General features: G+C 72.8%; 16 protein-coding genes. 5 read left to right on the top strand and 11 right to left on the bottom strand.

All coding sequences use genetic code 11. The annotated features are described in order from the left end of the window. Nucleotides 1-31 precede the first annotated feature (31 nt). Nucleotides 32-364: a putative quinol monooxygenase gene (locus B0E54_RS09215; protein WP_234582879.1), complete on the bottom strand. Its 333-nt coding sequence runs from the start codon at nt 362-364 to the stop codon at nt 32-34. A gap of 168 nt (nt 365-532) precedes the next feature. Further along, nucleotides 533-799: a helix-turn-helix domain-containing protein gene (locus B0E54_RS09210; RefSeq protein ID WP_234582878.1), complete on the bottom strand. Its 267-nt coding sequence runs from the start codon at nt 797-799 to the stop codon at nt 533-535. Nucleotides 800-902: 103 nt separating this feature from the next. Here B0E54_RS09210 and map point away from each other — a divergent pair, with 103 nt between their 5' ends. Then, complete coding sequence (gene map / locus B0E54_RS09205; RefSeq protein ID WP_234582877.1) at nt 903-1,721, top strand: type I methionyl aminopeptidase; 819 nt, start codon at nt 903-905, stop codon at nt 1,719-1,721. A gap of 36 nt (nt 1,722-1,757) precedes the next feature. Here map and B0E54_RS09200 read toward each other — a convergent pair whose 3' ends face one another. The 4 genes from B0E54_RS09200 to B0E54_RS09185 all read right to left on the bottom strand — a co-directional run bounded on the left by B0E54_RS09200 (nt 1,758) and on the right by B0E54_RS09185 (nt 5,509). Then, nucleotides 1,758-2,753 (bottom strand): sensor histidine kinase, encoded by a 996-nt coding sequence (locus tag B0E54_RS09200; RefSeq protein ID WP_234582876.1) that lies wholly within the window; start codon nt 2,751-2,753, stop codon nt 1,758-1,760. Continuing rightward, the gene (locus B0E54_RS09195; protein ID WP_234582875.1) at nt 2,750-3,922 is read right to left on the bottom strand and encodes a DUF418 domain-containing protein; all 1,173 of its coding nucleotides are present in this window, start codon (nt 3,920-3,922) and stop codon (nt 2,750-2,752) included. Before B0E54_RS09195 ends, B0E54_RS09200 begins: the two co-directional genes overlap by 4 nt. A 72-nt stretch (nt 3,923-3,994) precedes the next feature. Then, nucleotides 3,995-4,639, bottom strand: coding sequence for a response regulator transcription factor (locus B0E54_RS09190; protein WP_234582874.1), 645 nt, complete (start codon nt 4,637-4,639; stop codon nt 3,995-3,997). Between the two features lie 42 nt (nt 4,640-4,681). Next, nucleotides 4,682-5,509, bottom strand: coding sequence for a PIG-L family deacetylase (locus B0E54_RS09185; protein ID WP_234582873.1), 828 nt, complete (start codon nt 5,507-5,509; stop codon nt 4,682-4,684). A 203-nt stretch (nt 5,510-5,712) separates the two neighbouring features. Here B0E54_RS09185 and B0E54_RS09180 point away from each other — a divergent pair, with 203 nt between their 5' ends. Beyond that, nucleotides 5,713-6,606, top strand: coding sequence for an alpha/beta fold hydrolase (locus B0E54_RS09180; RefSeq protein WP_234582869.1), 894 nt, complete (start codon nt 5,713-5,715; stop codon nt 6,604-6,606). 9 nt (nt 6,607-6,615) lie between these two features. Here the strand turns inward: B0E54_RS09180 and prfH are convergent, their stop codons facing one another. After that, a complete protein-coding gene (prfH, locus tag B0E54_RS09175) occupies nt 6,616-7,224 on the bottom strand; it encodes a peptide chain release factor H (RefSeq protein ID WP_234582868.1) in 609 nt (202 codons plus the stop codon). Further along, a complete protein-coding gene (locus B0E54_RS09170; protein WP_234582867.1) occupies nt 7,221-8,408 on the bottom strand; it encodes an RNA ligase RtcB family protein in 1,188 nt (395 codons plus the stop codon). The genes prfH and B0E54_RS09170 overlap by 4 nt, the downstream gene beginning before the upstream one ends. 234 nt (nt 8,409-8,642) lie before the next feature. Between B0E54_RS09170 and B0E54_RS09165 the strand changes: the two genes are divergently transcribed. Further along, nucleotides 8,643-9,173 (top strand): adenylate kinase, encoded by a 531-nt coding sequence (locus tag B0E54_RS09165; RefSeq protein WP_234582866.1) that lies wholly within the window; start codon nt 8,643-8,645, stop codon nt 9,171-9,173. 7 nt (nt 9,174-9,180) lie between these two features. Here B0E54_RS09165 and B0E54_RS09160 read toward each other — a convergent pair whose 3' ends face one another. Beyond that, a complete protein-coding gene (locus B0E54_RS09160) occupies nt 9,181-9,831 on the bottom strand; it encodes a class I SAM-dependent methyltransferase (RefSeq protein ID WP_234582865.1) in 651 nt (216 codons plus the stop codon). Nucleotides 9,832-9,963: 132 nt separating this feature from the next. On the opposite strand from B0E54_RS09160, the gene B0E54_RS09155 reads away from it, so the two are divergent. Further along, nucleotides 9,964-10,713 (top strand): SDR family oxidoreductase, encoded by a 750-nt coding sequence (locus tag B0E54_RS09155; protein ID WP_234582864.1) that lies wholly within the window; start codon nt 9,964-9,966, stop codon nt 10,711-10,713. Between the two features lie 10 nt (nt 10,714-10,723). Here B0E54_RS09155 and B0E54_RS09150 read toward each other — a convergent pair whose 3' ends face one another. Together B0E54_RS09150 and B0E54_RS09145 are read right to left on the bottom strand one after the other, a co-directional pair. Continuing rightward, the gene (locus B0E54_RS09150) at nt 10,724-12,919 is read right to left on the bottom strand and encodes a hypothetical protein (RefSeq protein WP_234582863.1); all 2,196 of its coding nucleotides are present in this window, start codon (nt 12,917-12,919) and stop codon (nt 10,724-10,726) included. Between the two features lie 186 nt (nt 12,920-13,105). Continuing rightward, nucleotides 13,106-14,032, bottom strand: coding sequence for an AraC family transcriptional regulator (locus tag B0E54_RS09145; RefSeq protein ID WP_234582862.1), 927 nt, complete (start codon nt 14,030-14,032; stop codon nt 13,106-13,108). Nucleotides 14,033-14,114: 82 nt separating this feature from the next. Between B0E54_RS09145 and B0E54_RS09140 the strand changes: the two genes are divergently transcribed. Then, on the top strand, nt 14,115-15,083 hold the full coding sequence (locus tag B0E54_RS09140; protein ID WP_234582861.1) for an SDR family NAD(P)-dependent oxidoreductase: 969 nt from the start codon (nt 14,115-14,117) through the stop codon (nt 15,081-15,083). The last annotated feature ends 80 nt before the right edge of the window (nt 15,084-15,163 follow it).

Raw genomic sequence — 15,163 nt, 5'->3', positions numbered from 1 at the left:
GGGAGTGGCCCCGGCCGGCGTCGGCAGGCGGTCAGTGGGCCTCGGGTACGGCCATCTCGCCGAGCAGCGACCAGTCCTGCTGCGGGACCGTGGCGTTGACGATGCGCGGCGTCTCGGCCAGGTGCGGCGGCAGCGTCTCCTGCGCGGCCCGGAAGTGGGCCGACTGGACGTGCGCCGCGCCTGCCTCGTCGTCGCGGAAGGCCTCGACCAGGACGTATTCGGTCGGGTCGTCCAGGCTGCGGGACCAGTCGAACCACAGGCAGCCCGGCTCGGCGCGGGTCGCGTCGGTGAACGCGGCGGCGATCTGCGGCCACTGGTCGGCATGCTCGGGCAGCACCCGGAACTTGGCGGTAATGAAGATCATGGCCTGAAGGCTACGACTCGAAGCGCTGCTCCGCACCGATCTGGCACAGGGTGCGGGGGGAACCAGGTGGGCAGGATGGATCGGTTGGTCGTCAGGCGGTCGCGGATATCCGACTGGACGCGGACCGGTCGAACCACAGGCGGCTGCCCGGTGGCCGTCGACCGAGCCTCAGGACGCCTCGCGGACGCGCAGGTCGGCCAGCCACACCTCGGCCAGGTCGCTGAGTGCGACGCCGAGGACCTCGCTGAGGCAGACCACTGTGCCGAACGCGGGCGCCGGGAGCCGGCCAACCTCGATCTTGCGCAGCGTCTCCGGTGAGATGCCGGCCGCCAGGGCCACCTCGACGAGGCTGCGGCTGCCCCGTGCGACCCGGAGAGCCGCTCCGAGGCGTTGCCCCGCGGCGATCTGTTCCGGGGTGAGGGGTGGGCGGACCATGTGAGCAGGATAGATGCGCCCGCACGGACCGGCAATGTCGACCCGCCGGCAGCCCCGGCCAGCGTGGTATAAATATACCGCACCGGAGAGAGAAGGGTTGATCGTGATCGAGCTGAAAACCGCTGCGGAAGTCGATCGAATGGCCGTGACCGGCCAGTTCGTCGGCGAGCTGCTGGCCGAGCTGCGCGCCGTGGCCGGGACAGGGGTCAACCTGCTGGACCTGGAGCACCACGCGCGCCGCCGGATCAGGGAGCGGGGCGCCGACTCCTGCTACTGGGACTACACGCCGTCGTTCGGTCGCGGCCCGTTCCGCAACGTCCTGTGCCTCTCGGTCAACGACGCCGTGCTGCACGGTCTGCCGCACGACTACGTCCTGCGCGACGGTGACCTGCTGAGCATCGACATGGCGGTCGGGATCGACGGCTGGGCTGCCGACTCCGCGCTGTCCTTCGTCGTCGGCACCCCCGACCCGGAGGATTTGAAGCTGATCGAGGCCACCGAGGTCGCGCTGGCGGCCGGCATCGACGCCGCGCGGCCGGGCAACCAACTCGGCGACATCTCCGCCGCCATCGGCCAGGTCGCCCACCGCTACGGCTACCAGGTCAACGACGAGTTCGGTGGGCACGGCATCGGCCGCACCATGCACGAGGCCCCGCACGTGCCCAACAACGGGCGACCCGGGCGGGGCATGAAGCTCAAGCCCGGCCTGACGCTCGCGATCGAGCCGTGGTTCTGCCGCAGCACCGGCAAGATCAAATTTGATCAGGACGGCTGGACGATCCGCTCCGCGGACGGCTCGCGCTCGGCCCACTCCGAGCACACCGTCGCGGTCACCGAGGCCGGCCCCCGGGTGCTGACCGACCGCCCGGACCAGGGCGTACGGCCGGACAGCCGCAGCGGGCAGTCGACCGCGACGTCCTGAGGCGTACCGCTCGGGCGCGTGGGGCGCGTACGCGGGTCAGGCCGGCTCGATCGGGATCGTGACGGTGACCCGGGTCGGGCCGCCCACCGGGCTGTCCACCGACAGGCGGGCGTCGATGGCGTCGAGGCGACCCACGATGCCGCGCAGGCCGGTGCCGCGGCCCGGGTCCGCGCCACCGGACCCGTTGTCGTCGACGTGGATCCGTAGCATGTCGCCGCCCTGGTCGAAGGTCACCGACGCCGCGGTGGCGGCGCTGTGTTTCGCCACGTTGGCCAGGGCTTCGGCCACCGCGAAGTACGCCGCGGTCTGCACCGCCGGCCCGAGCTGCGCGGGTGGGTCGCCGGTGACGGTGACGGGCACGGCGAGGTCGAGCGCGAGGGCGCGGACGGCGTCACCGAGGCCACGGTCGGCGAGCACCGCCGGATGGATGCTCTGGGTGACGGTGCGAAGGTCGTCGAGGGCTGCGGTCGCCGTGGCGCGGGCCTCCGCCAGCAGCTGCGCGGCGCCGTCGACGTCACGGCGCAGCAGGTCCCCGGCCAAGCCGAGGGCCAGCGACAGGGACACCAGACGGGCCTGGGCCCCGTCGTGCAGGTCGCGCTCGATCCGCTTCAACTCGGCGGCCTGCTGGTCCACGGCGCTGCGGCGGGAACGGGTCAGGGTGGCGACCCGCTCGGTGAGCTCCCGCTCGCGGGCGCCGGGAGGGCGACTGACCACCCAGGCGTGCAGCCCGACGATCGTCACCAGGCCGAGCAGCGTCCAGGCCGGCCAGAAGTAGCCGCCGCCGGTGAGCACCCAGACGCTGAGGTCGGCGCACCCGATCAGGGTGCAGGCGGCGGCGTCGAGGGCGAGCCAGAGACGCCGGCCCGGCGGCACCCGCAGTGCCCGCCGCAGCAGGAGCCGGCCGAGCAGGACCATGCCCACCCCGAAGTACACCCACCGGGGCCAGAACACGCCCCGGCCGGTGACCAGCCAGGCGACCGTGGCCGCGACGCAGAGCGCCCCGGCCACGGTCCTGCGGATGGTGGCGGTCATCGGCGGGTGGTGCGGTAGGTGATGCGTCGCAGCAGTGTCTCCGCCGGCCCCCGGCGACCGGTGACGCTCAGAGCCCAGGCGGCGGCCAGCGAGACCAGCCAGGTGACGACCGCGACGCCGGCGGCGGCGTACGTGCCCTCCAGGTGCATCGCCCACGGCGCGAACACCGCCAGCCACACCGCGGACTGCAACAGGTACCCGCTCAGCGACCGTTGCCCGAGCGCGATCACCGGGGCGAGCAGGGCAGGGCCGCGGCGGGCGCGGTCGAGTCGCAGCGCCAGCAGGCCGAACAACGCCACGTAGCCGGGCCCGCCGTACTCGCCGCTCACGGCGTGGACGAGTGCCATGGCCTCGACCGTAGCGGCGTCGACGTGCACGGCACCAGCGGCGATGAGCGCGTACGGGAGCGCGCCGACGACGGAGATGCCGAGGCAGCCGGCGGCGACGCGGCGCAGCAGCACGCGGTGCGCGGCGGGGTTCTCCAGGATGCGGTGGCGGGCCGCCCAGATGCCCAGCCACACGATGACGATGAACGGGAGCACGGTGGCGGTGTGGACCGGCCACTCGGCGAGACGGTCGAGGATGGACTGCCCGTACGACGAGGCGGCGAGCGACGGGTTCGGCGTGTTGGCCAGGACGGCGTCGCCGCCGCGCGCGCCGACGAGCGCGGTCACCGCCAGGACCACTGCGTACGCGGTCTGGATGCCCCAGAGCCACAGCACGACGCGGTGGAAACGGTCGCCGCGGCGCAGCAACAACAGGGTGGCGACGATACCGACGATGCCGTACGCGCCGAGGAAGTCCCCGAAGTACAGCAGCGTCGCGTGACAGAGGCCGAAGACGATCAGGGCGGCGTTGCGCCGCAGCAGGATCCGCCGTCCGTTCTCGCCCTGTCGTCGGGCGATCTGCACGAGGCCGTACCCGAACATGACGGCGAAGACCGGGTAGGCGCGGCTGTCGACGAACATCGCCAGCACGGCGTTGACGACGCGTTGCGCGCCGTGCGGCGTGCCGTCCAGGCCGGGCTGGCCGGCGAACGCGGCGTTCGCGGCGTTCGCGAGCGCGATGAACAGCAGCATGGCCCCGCGTGCGAGGTCGGGGGCGAGGGCGCGGTCGGAGCGGGGGACGGGGCCCGGTTGAAGGGCCGTCGTGCCAATGGTTGCGGTCATGGTCTCAGGCTCGCCGCTGGCGCGACGCGTTTCGAGGAGCCTGGAACCCCTCCCGTGGTGGTACCAGTACCCCTATGCGTCGAGGTAGGCGAGGACGGCCAGGACGCGCCGGTTGTCGTCCTCGGACGACTGCAACCCGAGCTTGGCGAAGATGCTGTTGGTGTGCTTGGCGACGGCCTTCTCCGTGATGAACAGGGCGGCGCCGATGGCGGCGTTGGACCGGCCCTGCGCCATCTGGCCGAGCACCTCCCGCTCGCGGGGGGTCAACCGGTCCAGGGGCAGCACCCGCGCCCGGCTGTCGAGCAGCTTCGCCACCACTGTGGGGTCGAGCGCGGTGCCGCCCGCGGCGACCCGGCGGATCGCGGCGACGAACTCGTCGAGGTCGGACACCCGGTCCTTGAGCAGGTAGCCGATCCCGCCATGGCCGTCGGCGAGCAGTTCCCGCGCGTACAGCCGCTCCACGTACGCCGAGAGCACCAGCACCGGCAGTCCCGGCACCTCGGCCCGCGCCGCGAGCGCGGCCCGCAGACCCTCATCGGTGTACGACGGCGGCAGCCGCACGTCGACGACTGCCACGTCGGGGCGCCGCGTGACGAGTTCGGTCAGCAGATCCGGTCCGGTGCCCACGGCGGCGACCACCTCGAAGCCGTGGGCCTCCAACAGTCGGATCAGCCCGTCCCGCAACAACATCAGGTCTTCCGCCACCACCACCCGCACCCGGCAACGGTAGCGGGCCCCGCCGCCGGGTGTGGGTACGCGTCAGCGCAGGCCGGCGAAGAGGTCGTCCTCGGGCACCGGCGCGTCGGTGGTGTCCCGTACGCGGACGAAGGTCTCGGTGCCCATCAGCTCGGTGAACCGCTCCTGGCCCAGTTGAAGGAAGAAGATGTTCTCGGTCTGGCTGGCGTGCGCGGCCAGGGCCTCGAACTTCTGCGCGCCGTAGCTCCGGGTGTCGACCCAGGTGGTGATCTCGTCGTCGGGCAGCCCCAGCTCAGGCTGACCCGACGACGGGTCCGGGTCGTCCCACTCGATGCCGAGATCCTTCATGATCCGGCCGAACTCCGCGAACGCCGTCCGCGGCACGGTGGTCCAGTAGACCTTCGCGGGGACGTCGGTCTGCGCGACGGCGGCCATGGTGATGCGGTGCGCCTGGATGTGGTCGGGGTGGCCGTAGAAGCCGTTCTCGTCGTAGGTCACGATGACGTCCGGCTGGTAGCGGCGGATCAGGTCGGCGAGCCGCTCCGCGGCCTCGGCCACCGGCGTCGTCCAGAAGGAGCCGGGCTGGTCGTTCGTCGTCCAGCCCATCATCCCGGAGTCGGCGTAGCCGAGCGTCTCCAGGTGCGTGACCTTCAACGTGGCCGCGCTGGCCTCCAGCTCGGCCTGACGCATCGCCACGACGTCGGCCGGGTCGTGGCCGGGCTCACCGGGTTTGACCCCGCCGGGGCCGTCGCCGCATCGCCCGTCGGTGCAGGTCACGAGGACCGTGGTGACACCTTCGGCCGCGTACCGGGCGAGGACGCCACCGGTGCTCGTCGCCTCGTCGTCGGGGTGCGCGTGCACCGCCATCAGGGTCAGGGATCGCTCAGCCATGTCACCACCCTACGACCAGCGTGGCGACCACACGGAGCGTGTCGTGTTCGCGCCCGCATTCTAGTGATCCGCGTGCCGGCCCTGCCGTTCTTGCGCAACTCGCTGTCGGTCGGCTCGCGGATTCCTACGATTTCGGGGCTGGGCCGCTGGTCCGGAGCCGCGTTTCGACAGCGGGAATCAGCCGAGGAAGGGGACCGGTTCCAATGGCCCTGTTCGATGACGTGCGACAGGTCGACGCCGGGGTCCTGAACGTCGGATACGTGGACGCCGGCCCGGCCGACGGGGCCCCGGTGATCCTCCTGCACGGCTGGCCGTACGACATCCACAGCTTCGTCGACGTCGTACCGCTGCTCACCGATGCCGGCCACCGGGTCGTCGTGCCGTACCTGCGGGGTTACGGCACCACCCGCTTCCGATCCGACGACGCCGTCCGCAACGGCGAGCCGGCCGCGATGGGGCTCGACCTCATCGCCCTCATGGACGCCCTGGGCATCGACAGCGCGAAGCTGGCCGGGTTCGACTGGGGCGCGCGTACGGCAGATGTCGTGGCCGCGTTGTGGCCGGAGCGCTGTTCCGGTCTGGTGTCGGTCAGCGGCTACCTGATCGACGGCCAGGAGTCGGGCCGGACGCCGCTGCCGCCCAGGGCCGAGTTCTCCTGGTGGTACCAGTACTACTTCGCCACCGAGCGCGGCCGGCAGGGGTACGACCGCAACCGCCGCGACTTCGCCCGACTGATCTGGCAGACCGCGTCACCGCGGTGGACGTTCGACGACGCGACCTTCGAGCGCAGCGCGGCCGCGTTCGACAACCCCGACCACGTCGACGTGGTGATCCACAACTACCGGTGGCGGCTGGCCCTGGCCGACGGCGAACCGCAGTACGACGAGGTCGAGAAGCGCCTCGCCGGCAAGCCGAAGATCACGGTGCCCAGCATCACGCTGGAGGGTGACGCCAACGGCGCTCCCCACCTGGACCCGGGTGTCTACGGCAAGCAGTTCACCGGCCGGTACGAGCACCGGACCGTCGGCGGCGGGATCGGGCACAACCTGCCCCAGGAGGCGCCCCGGGCCTTCGCCGACGCGGTCCTGGAGGTCTGAGCCGCCGGCCTACGGGCGTTCGACGCGGGTCGGGTCGCCCCGCACGAGGTCGTCGTGGATGCGCCAACGAGCGGTCGTGACCGCGCGCCGGGCCGCCTCGTCGCCGCGCTCGACGCGCTGGCGCAGCAGATCGAGGGCGATGCGCCGGTTCAGACTGAACTGCCGTTCGTCGTCCACCACCACGACCAGGCCCGAGGGTCGGTGGGTGGCGCGTACCGCGGTGCTGGCCTTGTTCCGGTGCTGGCCGCCGGGACCGCCGGTGCGGCACCCGACGATGTCGACGTCGGCCTCGGTGAACGTCGTCGTCGGCGCGTCGCTCGGCGGCGGTTGGGCTGTCACGTACCAGTTCTTGCGACCCGCGCCGCTCCGGTAGGGGCTGGGCGCCTGCCAGCACAGCGTCCCCGTCCAGGAGGCGGCGAACGCCTCGACGTCAGCGCCGGACAGCCGGATCAGCACCGACCGGTACGTGCCGGGCCGGTCACCGGACACCGCGTCGACCCGCTGGACCGTCACGCCCCGCCGGGTGGCCTCACCCTCCAGGCGGCGCAACAAATGGGCCAGCGCCCACGCGCACTCCCGCGGGCCACGGCCGGCGGACAGCAGCAGGTGCGCGCTCACGACCGACCCCGCCCGCGACGCTTGTCGCGCCGGTCCGACCTCGGCCCGGCCCCGACATCCGGCGTCTTGTAGGTGACCAGGGGGATCGTGGTGGCCACCGGGGTGGCGAGTCGGTGCTCGACGAGATCGCCGATCACCTGCTCGATCCGCTTGTACGCCGTGGGCGCCTCCTCGAAGAGCAACTGACGGTCGCCACACACCACAAGCGAACCCACCGGGGTACGCCGCAGCTCCTCGACCGTGTGCTTGGCCCGGCCCCGGCGCAGCGCGTCGGCGCGGGACATCTTCCGACCCGCGCCGTGCGCCACCGAGTGGTTGGCGTCCGCCCCGGCGTGGGCGGCCACCAGGTACGACGCGGTGCCCCGCGTACCGGCGACGAGCACGTCGCGGCCGTCACCGGGCGCCGCTCCCTTGCGGTGCAGGTAGACGCCGTCGCGCACCTCGACCAGGTTGTGGCACTGGTCGACGACCGGCTCGGTCGGCTCGGCGCCCAGGGCGTACGCCACCCGGGCGGCCAGCAGCCGCCGGTTGAGCGAGCCCCAGCGCACCGCCTCGTCGTGTCGGGCCAGGTACGCGGCCGGGTCGGGTGCGGGGCCGGCCCCGTGCGTCTCGGTGTGCGTGCGCAGGATCCGCTCACCCAGGCCCCGCGAGCCGCTGTGCACGACGAGGACGAGGTCACCGGTGGCCAGCCCGAGTCGGTGCGCGTGCTCGGGTGCGAAGACGGTGTCGACGCGAGCCAGCTCGACGAAGTGGTTGCCGCGACCGACCGTACCGAGACCGTCCCGGTGACCGGCGGGAACCTCGCCCGCGACGACGGCCCAGGCCAGGTCGTCGGCGTCCCGCTCGGGGTCCAGCGCGTGGTCGAGGTCGGGGAACCGGGCGGCCAGTCGCTCGGGTACGACGCGTCGGAGTCGAATGGGGAACACCGCGATGCCGCAACCGATGTCCGAGCCCACCAGGAACGGGTAGAGGACTGTCGATGCCATGGCCGCGCCGATGGGGGCGCCCTTGCCCGGGTGCAGGTCCGGCATGCCGGCAACGTGGACCATGCCGTCGAGGGCAGCCACCTGCCGGCACTGGTCGAGCGCGGCGGACTCGATCCAACTCGCGGGCGACGCGAACACGGTGACGGTGGCCGGGGCGGACGGGGACGAAGACTCCCGAGGGGAGTGGTGCTCAGACAACGACGCTCACTTCTCGCTGAATCGCAAGGGGACGGACGGCGGTACGGCACCGGGCGGCGCAAAGCGGCCTCGGCGCGGTGCTCGGGTGGTGTCCGTCAGTACGTCATGGGCACCACTCTGGCGGCGCCCGCCACGGGCGGCAAGCGATTATCGGCGGGCCTCGCGGCAGACGGGCCGGCCCGTCTGGCCAGCAGCTGGTGAAGCCCGCTGGACACCGCCGCGTACGCTGCCGCGATGACCGCACCGCGTCGCATCCTGATCTACGGGGTGTACGGCGCGGGCAAGTCCACTCTCGCCGCGCGCCTGGCGCAGCGTCTCGGGGTGCCGTGGTATCCGGTGGACGACCTGCTGTGGCTGCCGGGGTGGGTCGAGGTGCCCGTCGCCCAGCAGCGCAGCCGGATCGAGGAGATCTGCCGCCGGGACAGCTGGATCCTCGACGGCGCGTACCACGGATGGCGGGACGTGCCGCTGGCGCGCGCCGACCTGGTGGTGGCCCTGGACTACCCCCGGTGGCGCTCGTTCGGGCGGTTGCTGCGCCGCACGCTGCGCCGCCTGGGCACGGGCGAGGTGATCTGCAACGGGAACCGCGAATCCCTCGGCAGTGTGCTGTCCCGCGACTCGATCCTGCTCTGGCACGTCGGCGCGTTCGGCCGGGCGCGGCGGCGGATGCGGGCCTGGCAGGCCGATCCGACCGGGCCGCCGGTGCTGCTGTTCGCGAGCCCGGCGGCCCTGGACGACTGGCTGGCGGGCCTGCCGACCCGGTGAGCGGCGCTCAGGCCGGGTGCTGTTCCCGCCGGGTCGCCCGGCCCAGAACGCACGGCGAGGAAGGGCTGGAACTGCCGGCCGGGAACCGGAAGCGACGCAGCCCGTCAACGGCGAACCCGGCCGCCTCGATGGCGGTCGTGGTGTCGCGACCGGTGTGGCAGCCGGCGAACAGTTTCGGCCAGAGCGTGGCGTCGGAGAATCGCTGGACCCGACGGAGGCGACCGGACTCCTCGGCGGCGACGTGCTCGAAGAAGCGCAGCTGCCCGGCGGGGCGCAGCACGCGGTGGATCTCGGCGAGCGCGGCGGCCTGGTCGGGAACGGTGCACAGCACCAACGCGACAACCACCGCGTCGAATTCGCCGTCGGCGGCGGGCAACGCCTCGGCCACGCCGTCGACGACCGTGATCGGCACGGGCGCGGCCGGGGCGGCCCGGACGGCGGCGGCACGCAGGCGGCGTTCCGGCTCGACCGCGACGACCTCGGTCACGGTCGGGGGGTAGTGGGTGAACATGCGGCCGTTGCCGGCGCCGACCTCGAGCACCCGGCCGGTCAGGCCGGCCACCAGGTCGCGGCGGAACGCGGCGGTGCCGGCGCGGTCCATGGCGACGCTGAGCCGCTCGTAGACCCGGGCGAACACCGGGTGGGACACAGCGGCCACGTCTACCTCCGGGATCGCGGGCAGCGACCACAATCATGAGCGGCGATGTCAACCGCGCCGGTGAGGCGCGCTCCGTAGGCTGATTCTGTCCTGCGATTCCGCACGTCGCCCCAGACGGGAAGTGGTCCGATCATGAAGATCGTCGTCATCGGCGGGAGTGGCCTGATCGGCTCCAAGGTCGTCCGGAACCTCGCTGGGCAGGGCCACGAGGCGGTGGCCGCGTCACCGAAGACCGGCGTGAACACGCTGACCGGCGAGGGGGTGGCCGAAGCGCTCGACGGTGCCGATGTCGTCGTCGACGTGTCGAACTCCCCGTCGTTCGAGGACACCGCCGTGCGGGAGTTCTTCGAGACCTCGACGCGCAACCTCCTCGCCGCCGCCGCGACGGCCGGGGTGCGGCACTACGTGGTGCTCTCCATCGTGGGATCCGACCGGCTCCCCGAGGGTGGGTACATGCGGGCGAAGGTCGCACAGGAGAAGCTGGTCGCCGCGTCCGGGCTGCCGTACTCGGTGATCCACGCGACCCAGTTCTTCGAGTTCGTCCAGGGCATCGTCGACGCCGCCACGGACGGTGACACGGTACGGCTGGCGCCGGTGCTCATCCAGCCGATGGCGGCGGACGACGTCGCGACGGAGGTGACCGCTGTCGCGGTCGGCGCACCGCTGAACGGCACTGTCGAGATCGCCGGCCCCGAGCAGTTCCGCCTCGACGAGCTGGGCCGGTCGGTCCTCGCCGCCCGCCACGACTCCCGCACCGTGGTGAGCGACCCCGCGGCCCGGTACTTCGGCGCGACGCTCAGCGAGCGCTCACTCGTCCCCGCCGACGGCGCCCGCATCCCCGGGACACGCCTGGACGACTGGCGTGCCCAGGAGGCCCGATAACCCGCTTGCGTCACTCGCGCGGTGCGTGCCGCAGGCGCTGCGCCAACTCCCGTACCGCCTCGACGTACCGCTTGTCGGCCTCGGACGGCCAGTGCCCCTTGATCGGTGGAGGAACGCTGTCGCCCGGCGGGGTCACCACGTCGCTGGGATCGCGCTCCCGCCGGTCCACCGCGGCGGCCGGGTCACCCTCGGACGCCGGTGACCCCCGGTCGGGGAAGACGCGCCCGCCGATCGGGTCGGTGTCGCGCCACAGGTTCACCCACCGCCAGCCGACCCGGTTGCCGATCTCGCGCAGCACCGCGTCGTCGATGTACGCGGGAAAGAGCCGCGCGTACAGCCGGCGCAGCGGTGACCCGTACGTGAGCAGCGCGATCCGGTTGCCGATCCCGGGCGGCAACTGGAGGACTGCCGCGGCGAGCAGGACCGAGCCGTGGCTGTGCCCGGAGAGCAGCACGGCGTTGCCGCGCTCGACCAGGTAGGTGATGCGTCGGGTCAGCTCCGGCACGGCCCGCTCGGCGTAGCAGGGCGGCGCGAACGGGTGGGCGGCCCGGGGCCAGAAGGTCCCGAGGTCCCAGATGACGCCGACGTGCCGCCGGAACCCCGCGGTGCGGTAGGCGAAGACTCCGCCGAGGATCAGGCCGACGATGGCCGCCGCCTTCGCCCAGCTGGCGAATGCGATGCCGAAGGTGATCGCGTCGGACGGCAACCGCGCGTACCGCTCGACGACGTCGCCCGGAAACAGATCCAGCAGATCGAGGGTCGTGGTGGCGGAGCCGATCCCGGCGAGGCACCCGAAGACCACGGCCAGCAGCACCAGGCGTTCGGTGAATCTGGCTCGGGCGAGCGCGTCGCGGACCTGGCGCAGCCGCGGCCCGGCCTCCGCCGGCGCGTCCGGGTAGTCGCGCGCGACGATCGCCGCCGCCGCGCGGCGGCGGCGGGGGCGGGAGACCAGGACGACCAGGCCGGCGACGAGCGCCGTGACCACCACGGTGCGGAGAAAACCGAAGGTCGCCCAGGTGTACGCCCGGGGCGGGCCGGTCGCGATGCCCTCCCCGGTCGGCAGGTCGCGGTCGAGGTAGTCCGCCACCCGGTAGACGAGCTCGGCGGAGTACGCCACCGCCGCGCTGATCGCCGTGGCCGCGATGACCAGCGCTCCCAGCCCGAACAGGGGGCTGCCCCGGCGCCGCCAGAGCAGGACGACACCGAGCGCGGCCAGCAGTGCCGTCTGGGCGGAGAACAGCCAGATCAGGGTGGCGTCGTAGCCGGGCAGGGCATCCACCTCGCTCCAGGCGGCGGGGCTGGTCAGCGCATGGGCCACGACCACGACGGTCAGGATGATCGCGGTCGTCCGGAGGGCTGTGGTGATCGCGTCGAGCCGCCGGTTGGTGGGGGACCTGTCGATCACCTGTGGCGTGCAGAGCAGCACCACGCAGGCCGCCAGGAGCACGCCGGTGGTCACCGCCAACGCGACAGTGGCGATCGACGCGCCTTTTGCGGCGCGGGCGGCGAGCAGGACCAGGCTCAGTGTCCCGAACGCGGCGGCGACGTGAATGGACCGGAGCCGTCCGACCAGCGGTTCGGACGCCCACGTGCCGACGGTGCTGAGCCGATGCCCGGAGAACTCCTCGTCGGGCCCGCGAAACGCCTCGAACGACCGCCCGGGGCGGTTGCTGAGACGCCAGACCACTGCGATCGCGACAGCCGGCAAAAGCGCGAACACCGCCAGGCGTCGCCCGACGGGCTGGCCGCTGGACCAGGACAACCAGCTGCGACCGGCCAGGCAGCGGGGCGAGTTCAGGCAGTGCCACGCGACGAGGTCGAGGGCGACGCCGGCGATGGCGAGCACGTACAACGCGGTGAGCGTCAGCGCCAGCACCCGGCACAGGGACTTGACCATCGCCTCCGAGCGGGGGTTCGCCGGGCGCATCCAGATCGCCACGTTGACCAGCAGGAACGGCAGCAGGAGCACCAGCGCCAGGGAGCGGGCCACCGTCCCGGAGGGCAGATCACCCCAGCGGTACGCCTCCAGCGTCACCCCTCGCGCCTCGGGCGTCGACCAGTGGGGGCGGACGCGGACGAAGCCGCCCATGCGGTCGCCGGCGACCTGCACCGTCCCCTCCAGGCCGAGAACCTGCTCGGTGCTCGCGCCGGAGACGCCGTGCACCCGCAGCTCCACGATGTCGCCCAAGGTGTCGGGCTCGCTCACCCGCGCTGATCCATCCGCCATCGCCCCCCGAGGCGTCCGGCCGCCCGGTGCCGGCGATCCAGCCGCGGGCGGGCCCCACCACCCGCGTGGCAGACCGGGGTCTACCCCGCCCGGACGCGCCCAATCGCACCGGCGACGTCGGCGGCGCGTGGGCCGCTCGCGGCGCTGCCGGCGCTGTCGGGTCGCCTACCCGGTCGGGGTGCTCCCGGCCACCTGCCTGCGGTAGGTCCGTGGCGAGACGCCGGTGACACGCTTGAAGGCCACGCTGAGGGCGCTCTCCGAGCCGTACCCGACGGCCAGGGCGATGGCGGCGACGGTGTCCGAGCCGCGGCGGATCCGGTCCGCCGCGAGTTCGATCCGCCAGCGCGTGAGGTACTCCAACGGGCCGACGCCGACGACCTGCCGGAAGCGGGCGGCGAGCGTGGAGCGGGAGACGGCGGCGACGCGGGCGATCTCGTCCACCGTCCACGACTGCGCGGGTCGCCCGTGCATGGCCCGCAGCGCGGGGGCGACCACCGGGTCGGCGAGCCCGGCCAGCCAGCCGGACGTGTGCTGCGGATCGCGGGCCAGGTGCAGCCGCAGGACCTGGATCAGCAGGACGAGCGCCAGGTGTTCGGCGACGAGCCGCGAGCCGAGCCGAGCCTGCCGCAACTCGCTGTCGATCTCGTCGAGCGCCCACCTGATGGTGGCCGCCGCAGGGGTGCCGGCGGGCACGTGGATGATCGGCGGAAGGCTGTCCAGTAGGAGACTTCGACCCCGGTCGCCCAGGGAGAACGCGCCGCCGATGAGGAACATGTCGTCGCCGTCGCCCGCGTGCGCCACGCCGTCGCCAGCGGCTGCGAAGATCGGGTACGCCGGCTGGACCGGTGCGTCGGGGTCACTGAAGAGCGTGTAGGCCACCGGCCGGGTCAGCAGGTAGCAGTCGCCCTCGGCGAGGCCGATCGGCTCCGGCTGGCCGTCGACGAGCAGGAAGCAGTGGCCGCGCCGGACGGCGTTGAACTTGGCGCCGGCCGGTGGGTCGAACCGGACCGCCCAGCGCCCTCCGGCGACGAGGCCGGCGGAGACGTGGCTTGTCGCACCAAGCAACGCCAGTACGTCCTCAAGGGGATCCATCAGCACCGTCCTGGACGATCACTAAAGTATCGCGGATCCTAGACTATAGGCAGTCCAGTGCCAGGTTCCTAGTCTGGCTGACATGACAGCGAACCCACGCCTCATCACGTCGTTCACCGCCCGTACCACCGCCGCCGAAATCCTCGACGGCGTGGACCTCACCGGGCGCCGGATGATCGTCACCGGCGGCGCCTCCGGTCTCGGTGTCGAGACGGTTCGCGCCCTGGCCGGCGCCGGCGTCGAGGTCACCGTCGCGGTCCGTGACCCGCGGCGGGCCGCCGGGCTCGTCGAGGAGTTCGCCACCGACGCCACCCGGGGCGTCGTCCGGTCGGCAGCGCTCGACCTCGCCGATCTGGCGTCGGTCGACGCCTTCGTCGCGGGCTGGCGGGGCCCGCTCGACGCGCTGGTAGCCAACGCCGGAATCATGGCGCTCGCGACCCGGCAGCTCTCCGCGCAGGGCTGGGAACTCCAGCTCGCGACCAACTACCTGGGTCACTTCGCGCTCGCGGTCGGTCTGCACGACAACCTGCGTGCCGCCGGGGCGGCCCGGGTCGTGGTGGTCAGCTCCGGTGCGCACCTGGGCGCCCCGTTCGACGTCGAGGACCCCCAGTTCGAGCGGCGCCCGTACGACCCGTGGTCGGCGTACGGGCAGTCCAAGACCGCGGACGTCCTGCTCGCGGTCGGCATCACCCGCCGGTGGGCCAAGGACGGGATCACTGCCAACGCCCTCAACCCCGGGTACATCCACACCAACCTGCAACGTCACCTCGACGACGACATGATGCGCGCGTTCGGCGCGATGGACGAGGCGGGCAACCTCGTCGTGCCGGACTACTACAAGACGCCCGCCCAGGGAGCGGCGACCAGCGTCCTGCTCGCCGCCTCACCGCTGCTGGACGGCGTCGGCGGCCGGTACTTCGTCGACAACCAGGAGGCGGAGGTGGTGCCCGGTGGCCCGGACGCCACCGGAGGGGTCGCGGACCACGCGGTCGACCCGGTCGCCGCGGACCGGCTCTGGGCGTACGCCGAGAAGGCGCTCTCCTCGCGCTGAGCGCGACCGCCGTCGGGCGCGGCGCGTTCGCGCGTGACCGCGCCCGACGGCCAGGATTGATCGGGGTGCGGCGGGGTAGC

The sequence above is a fragment of the Micromonospora sp. MH99 genome, assembly GCF_021442385.1.
Classification (GTDB): domain Bacteria; phylum Actinomycetota; class Actinomycetes; order Mycobacteriales; family Micromonosporaceae; genus Micromonospora.
Note: the sequence above shows the minus strand (reverse complement) of the source record. Positions and strands in the feature narration are given on the sequence as shown.

Excerpts from the sequence above, each read along its gene's own strand:
- B0E54_RS09140 (WP_234582861.1), top strand. The coding sequence starts at position 14,115 with ATGACAGCGAACCCACGCCTCATCACGTCGTTCACCGCCCGTACCACC.
- B0E54_RS09165 (WP_234582866.1), top strand. The coding sequence starts at position 8,643 with ATGACCGCACCGCGTCGCATCCTGATCTACGGGGTGTACGGCGCGGGC.
- B0E54_RS09215 (WP_234582879.1), bottom strand. The coding sequence starts at position 364 with ATGATCTTCATTACCGCCAAGTTCCGGGTGCTGCCCGAGCATGCCGAC.
- B0E54_RS09155 (WP_234582864.1), top strand. The coding sequence starts at position 9,964 with ATGAAGATCGTCGTCATCGGCGGGAGTGGCCTGATCGGCTCCAAGGTC.
- B0E54_RS09200 (WP_234582876.1), bottom strand. The coding sequence starts at position 2,753 with ATGACCGCCACCATCCGCAGGACCGTGGCCGGGGCGCTCTGCGTCGCG.
- B0E54_RS09145 (WP_234582862.1), bottom strand. The coding sequence starts at position 14,032 with ATGGATCCCCTTGAGGACGTACTGGCGTTGCTTGGTGCGACAAGCCAC.
- B0E54_RS09195 (WP_234582875.1), bottom strand. The coding sequence starts at position 3,922 with ATGACCGCAACCATTGGCACGACGGCCCTTCAACCGGGCCCCGTCCCC.
- B0E54_RS09210 (WP_234582878.1), bottom strand. The coding sequence starts at position 799 with ATGGTCCGCCCACCCCTCACCCCGGAACAGATCGCCGCGGGGCAACGC.
- B0E54_RS09180 (WP_234582869.1), top strand. The coding sequence starts at position 5,713 with ATGGCCCTGTTCGATGACGTGCGACAGGTCGACGCCGGGGTCCTGAAC.
- B0E54_RS09185 (WP_234582873.1), bottom strand. The coding sequence starts at position 5,509 with ATGGCTGAGCGATCCCTGACCCTGATGGCGGTGCACGCGCACCCCGAC.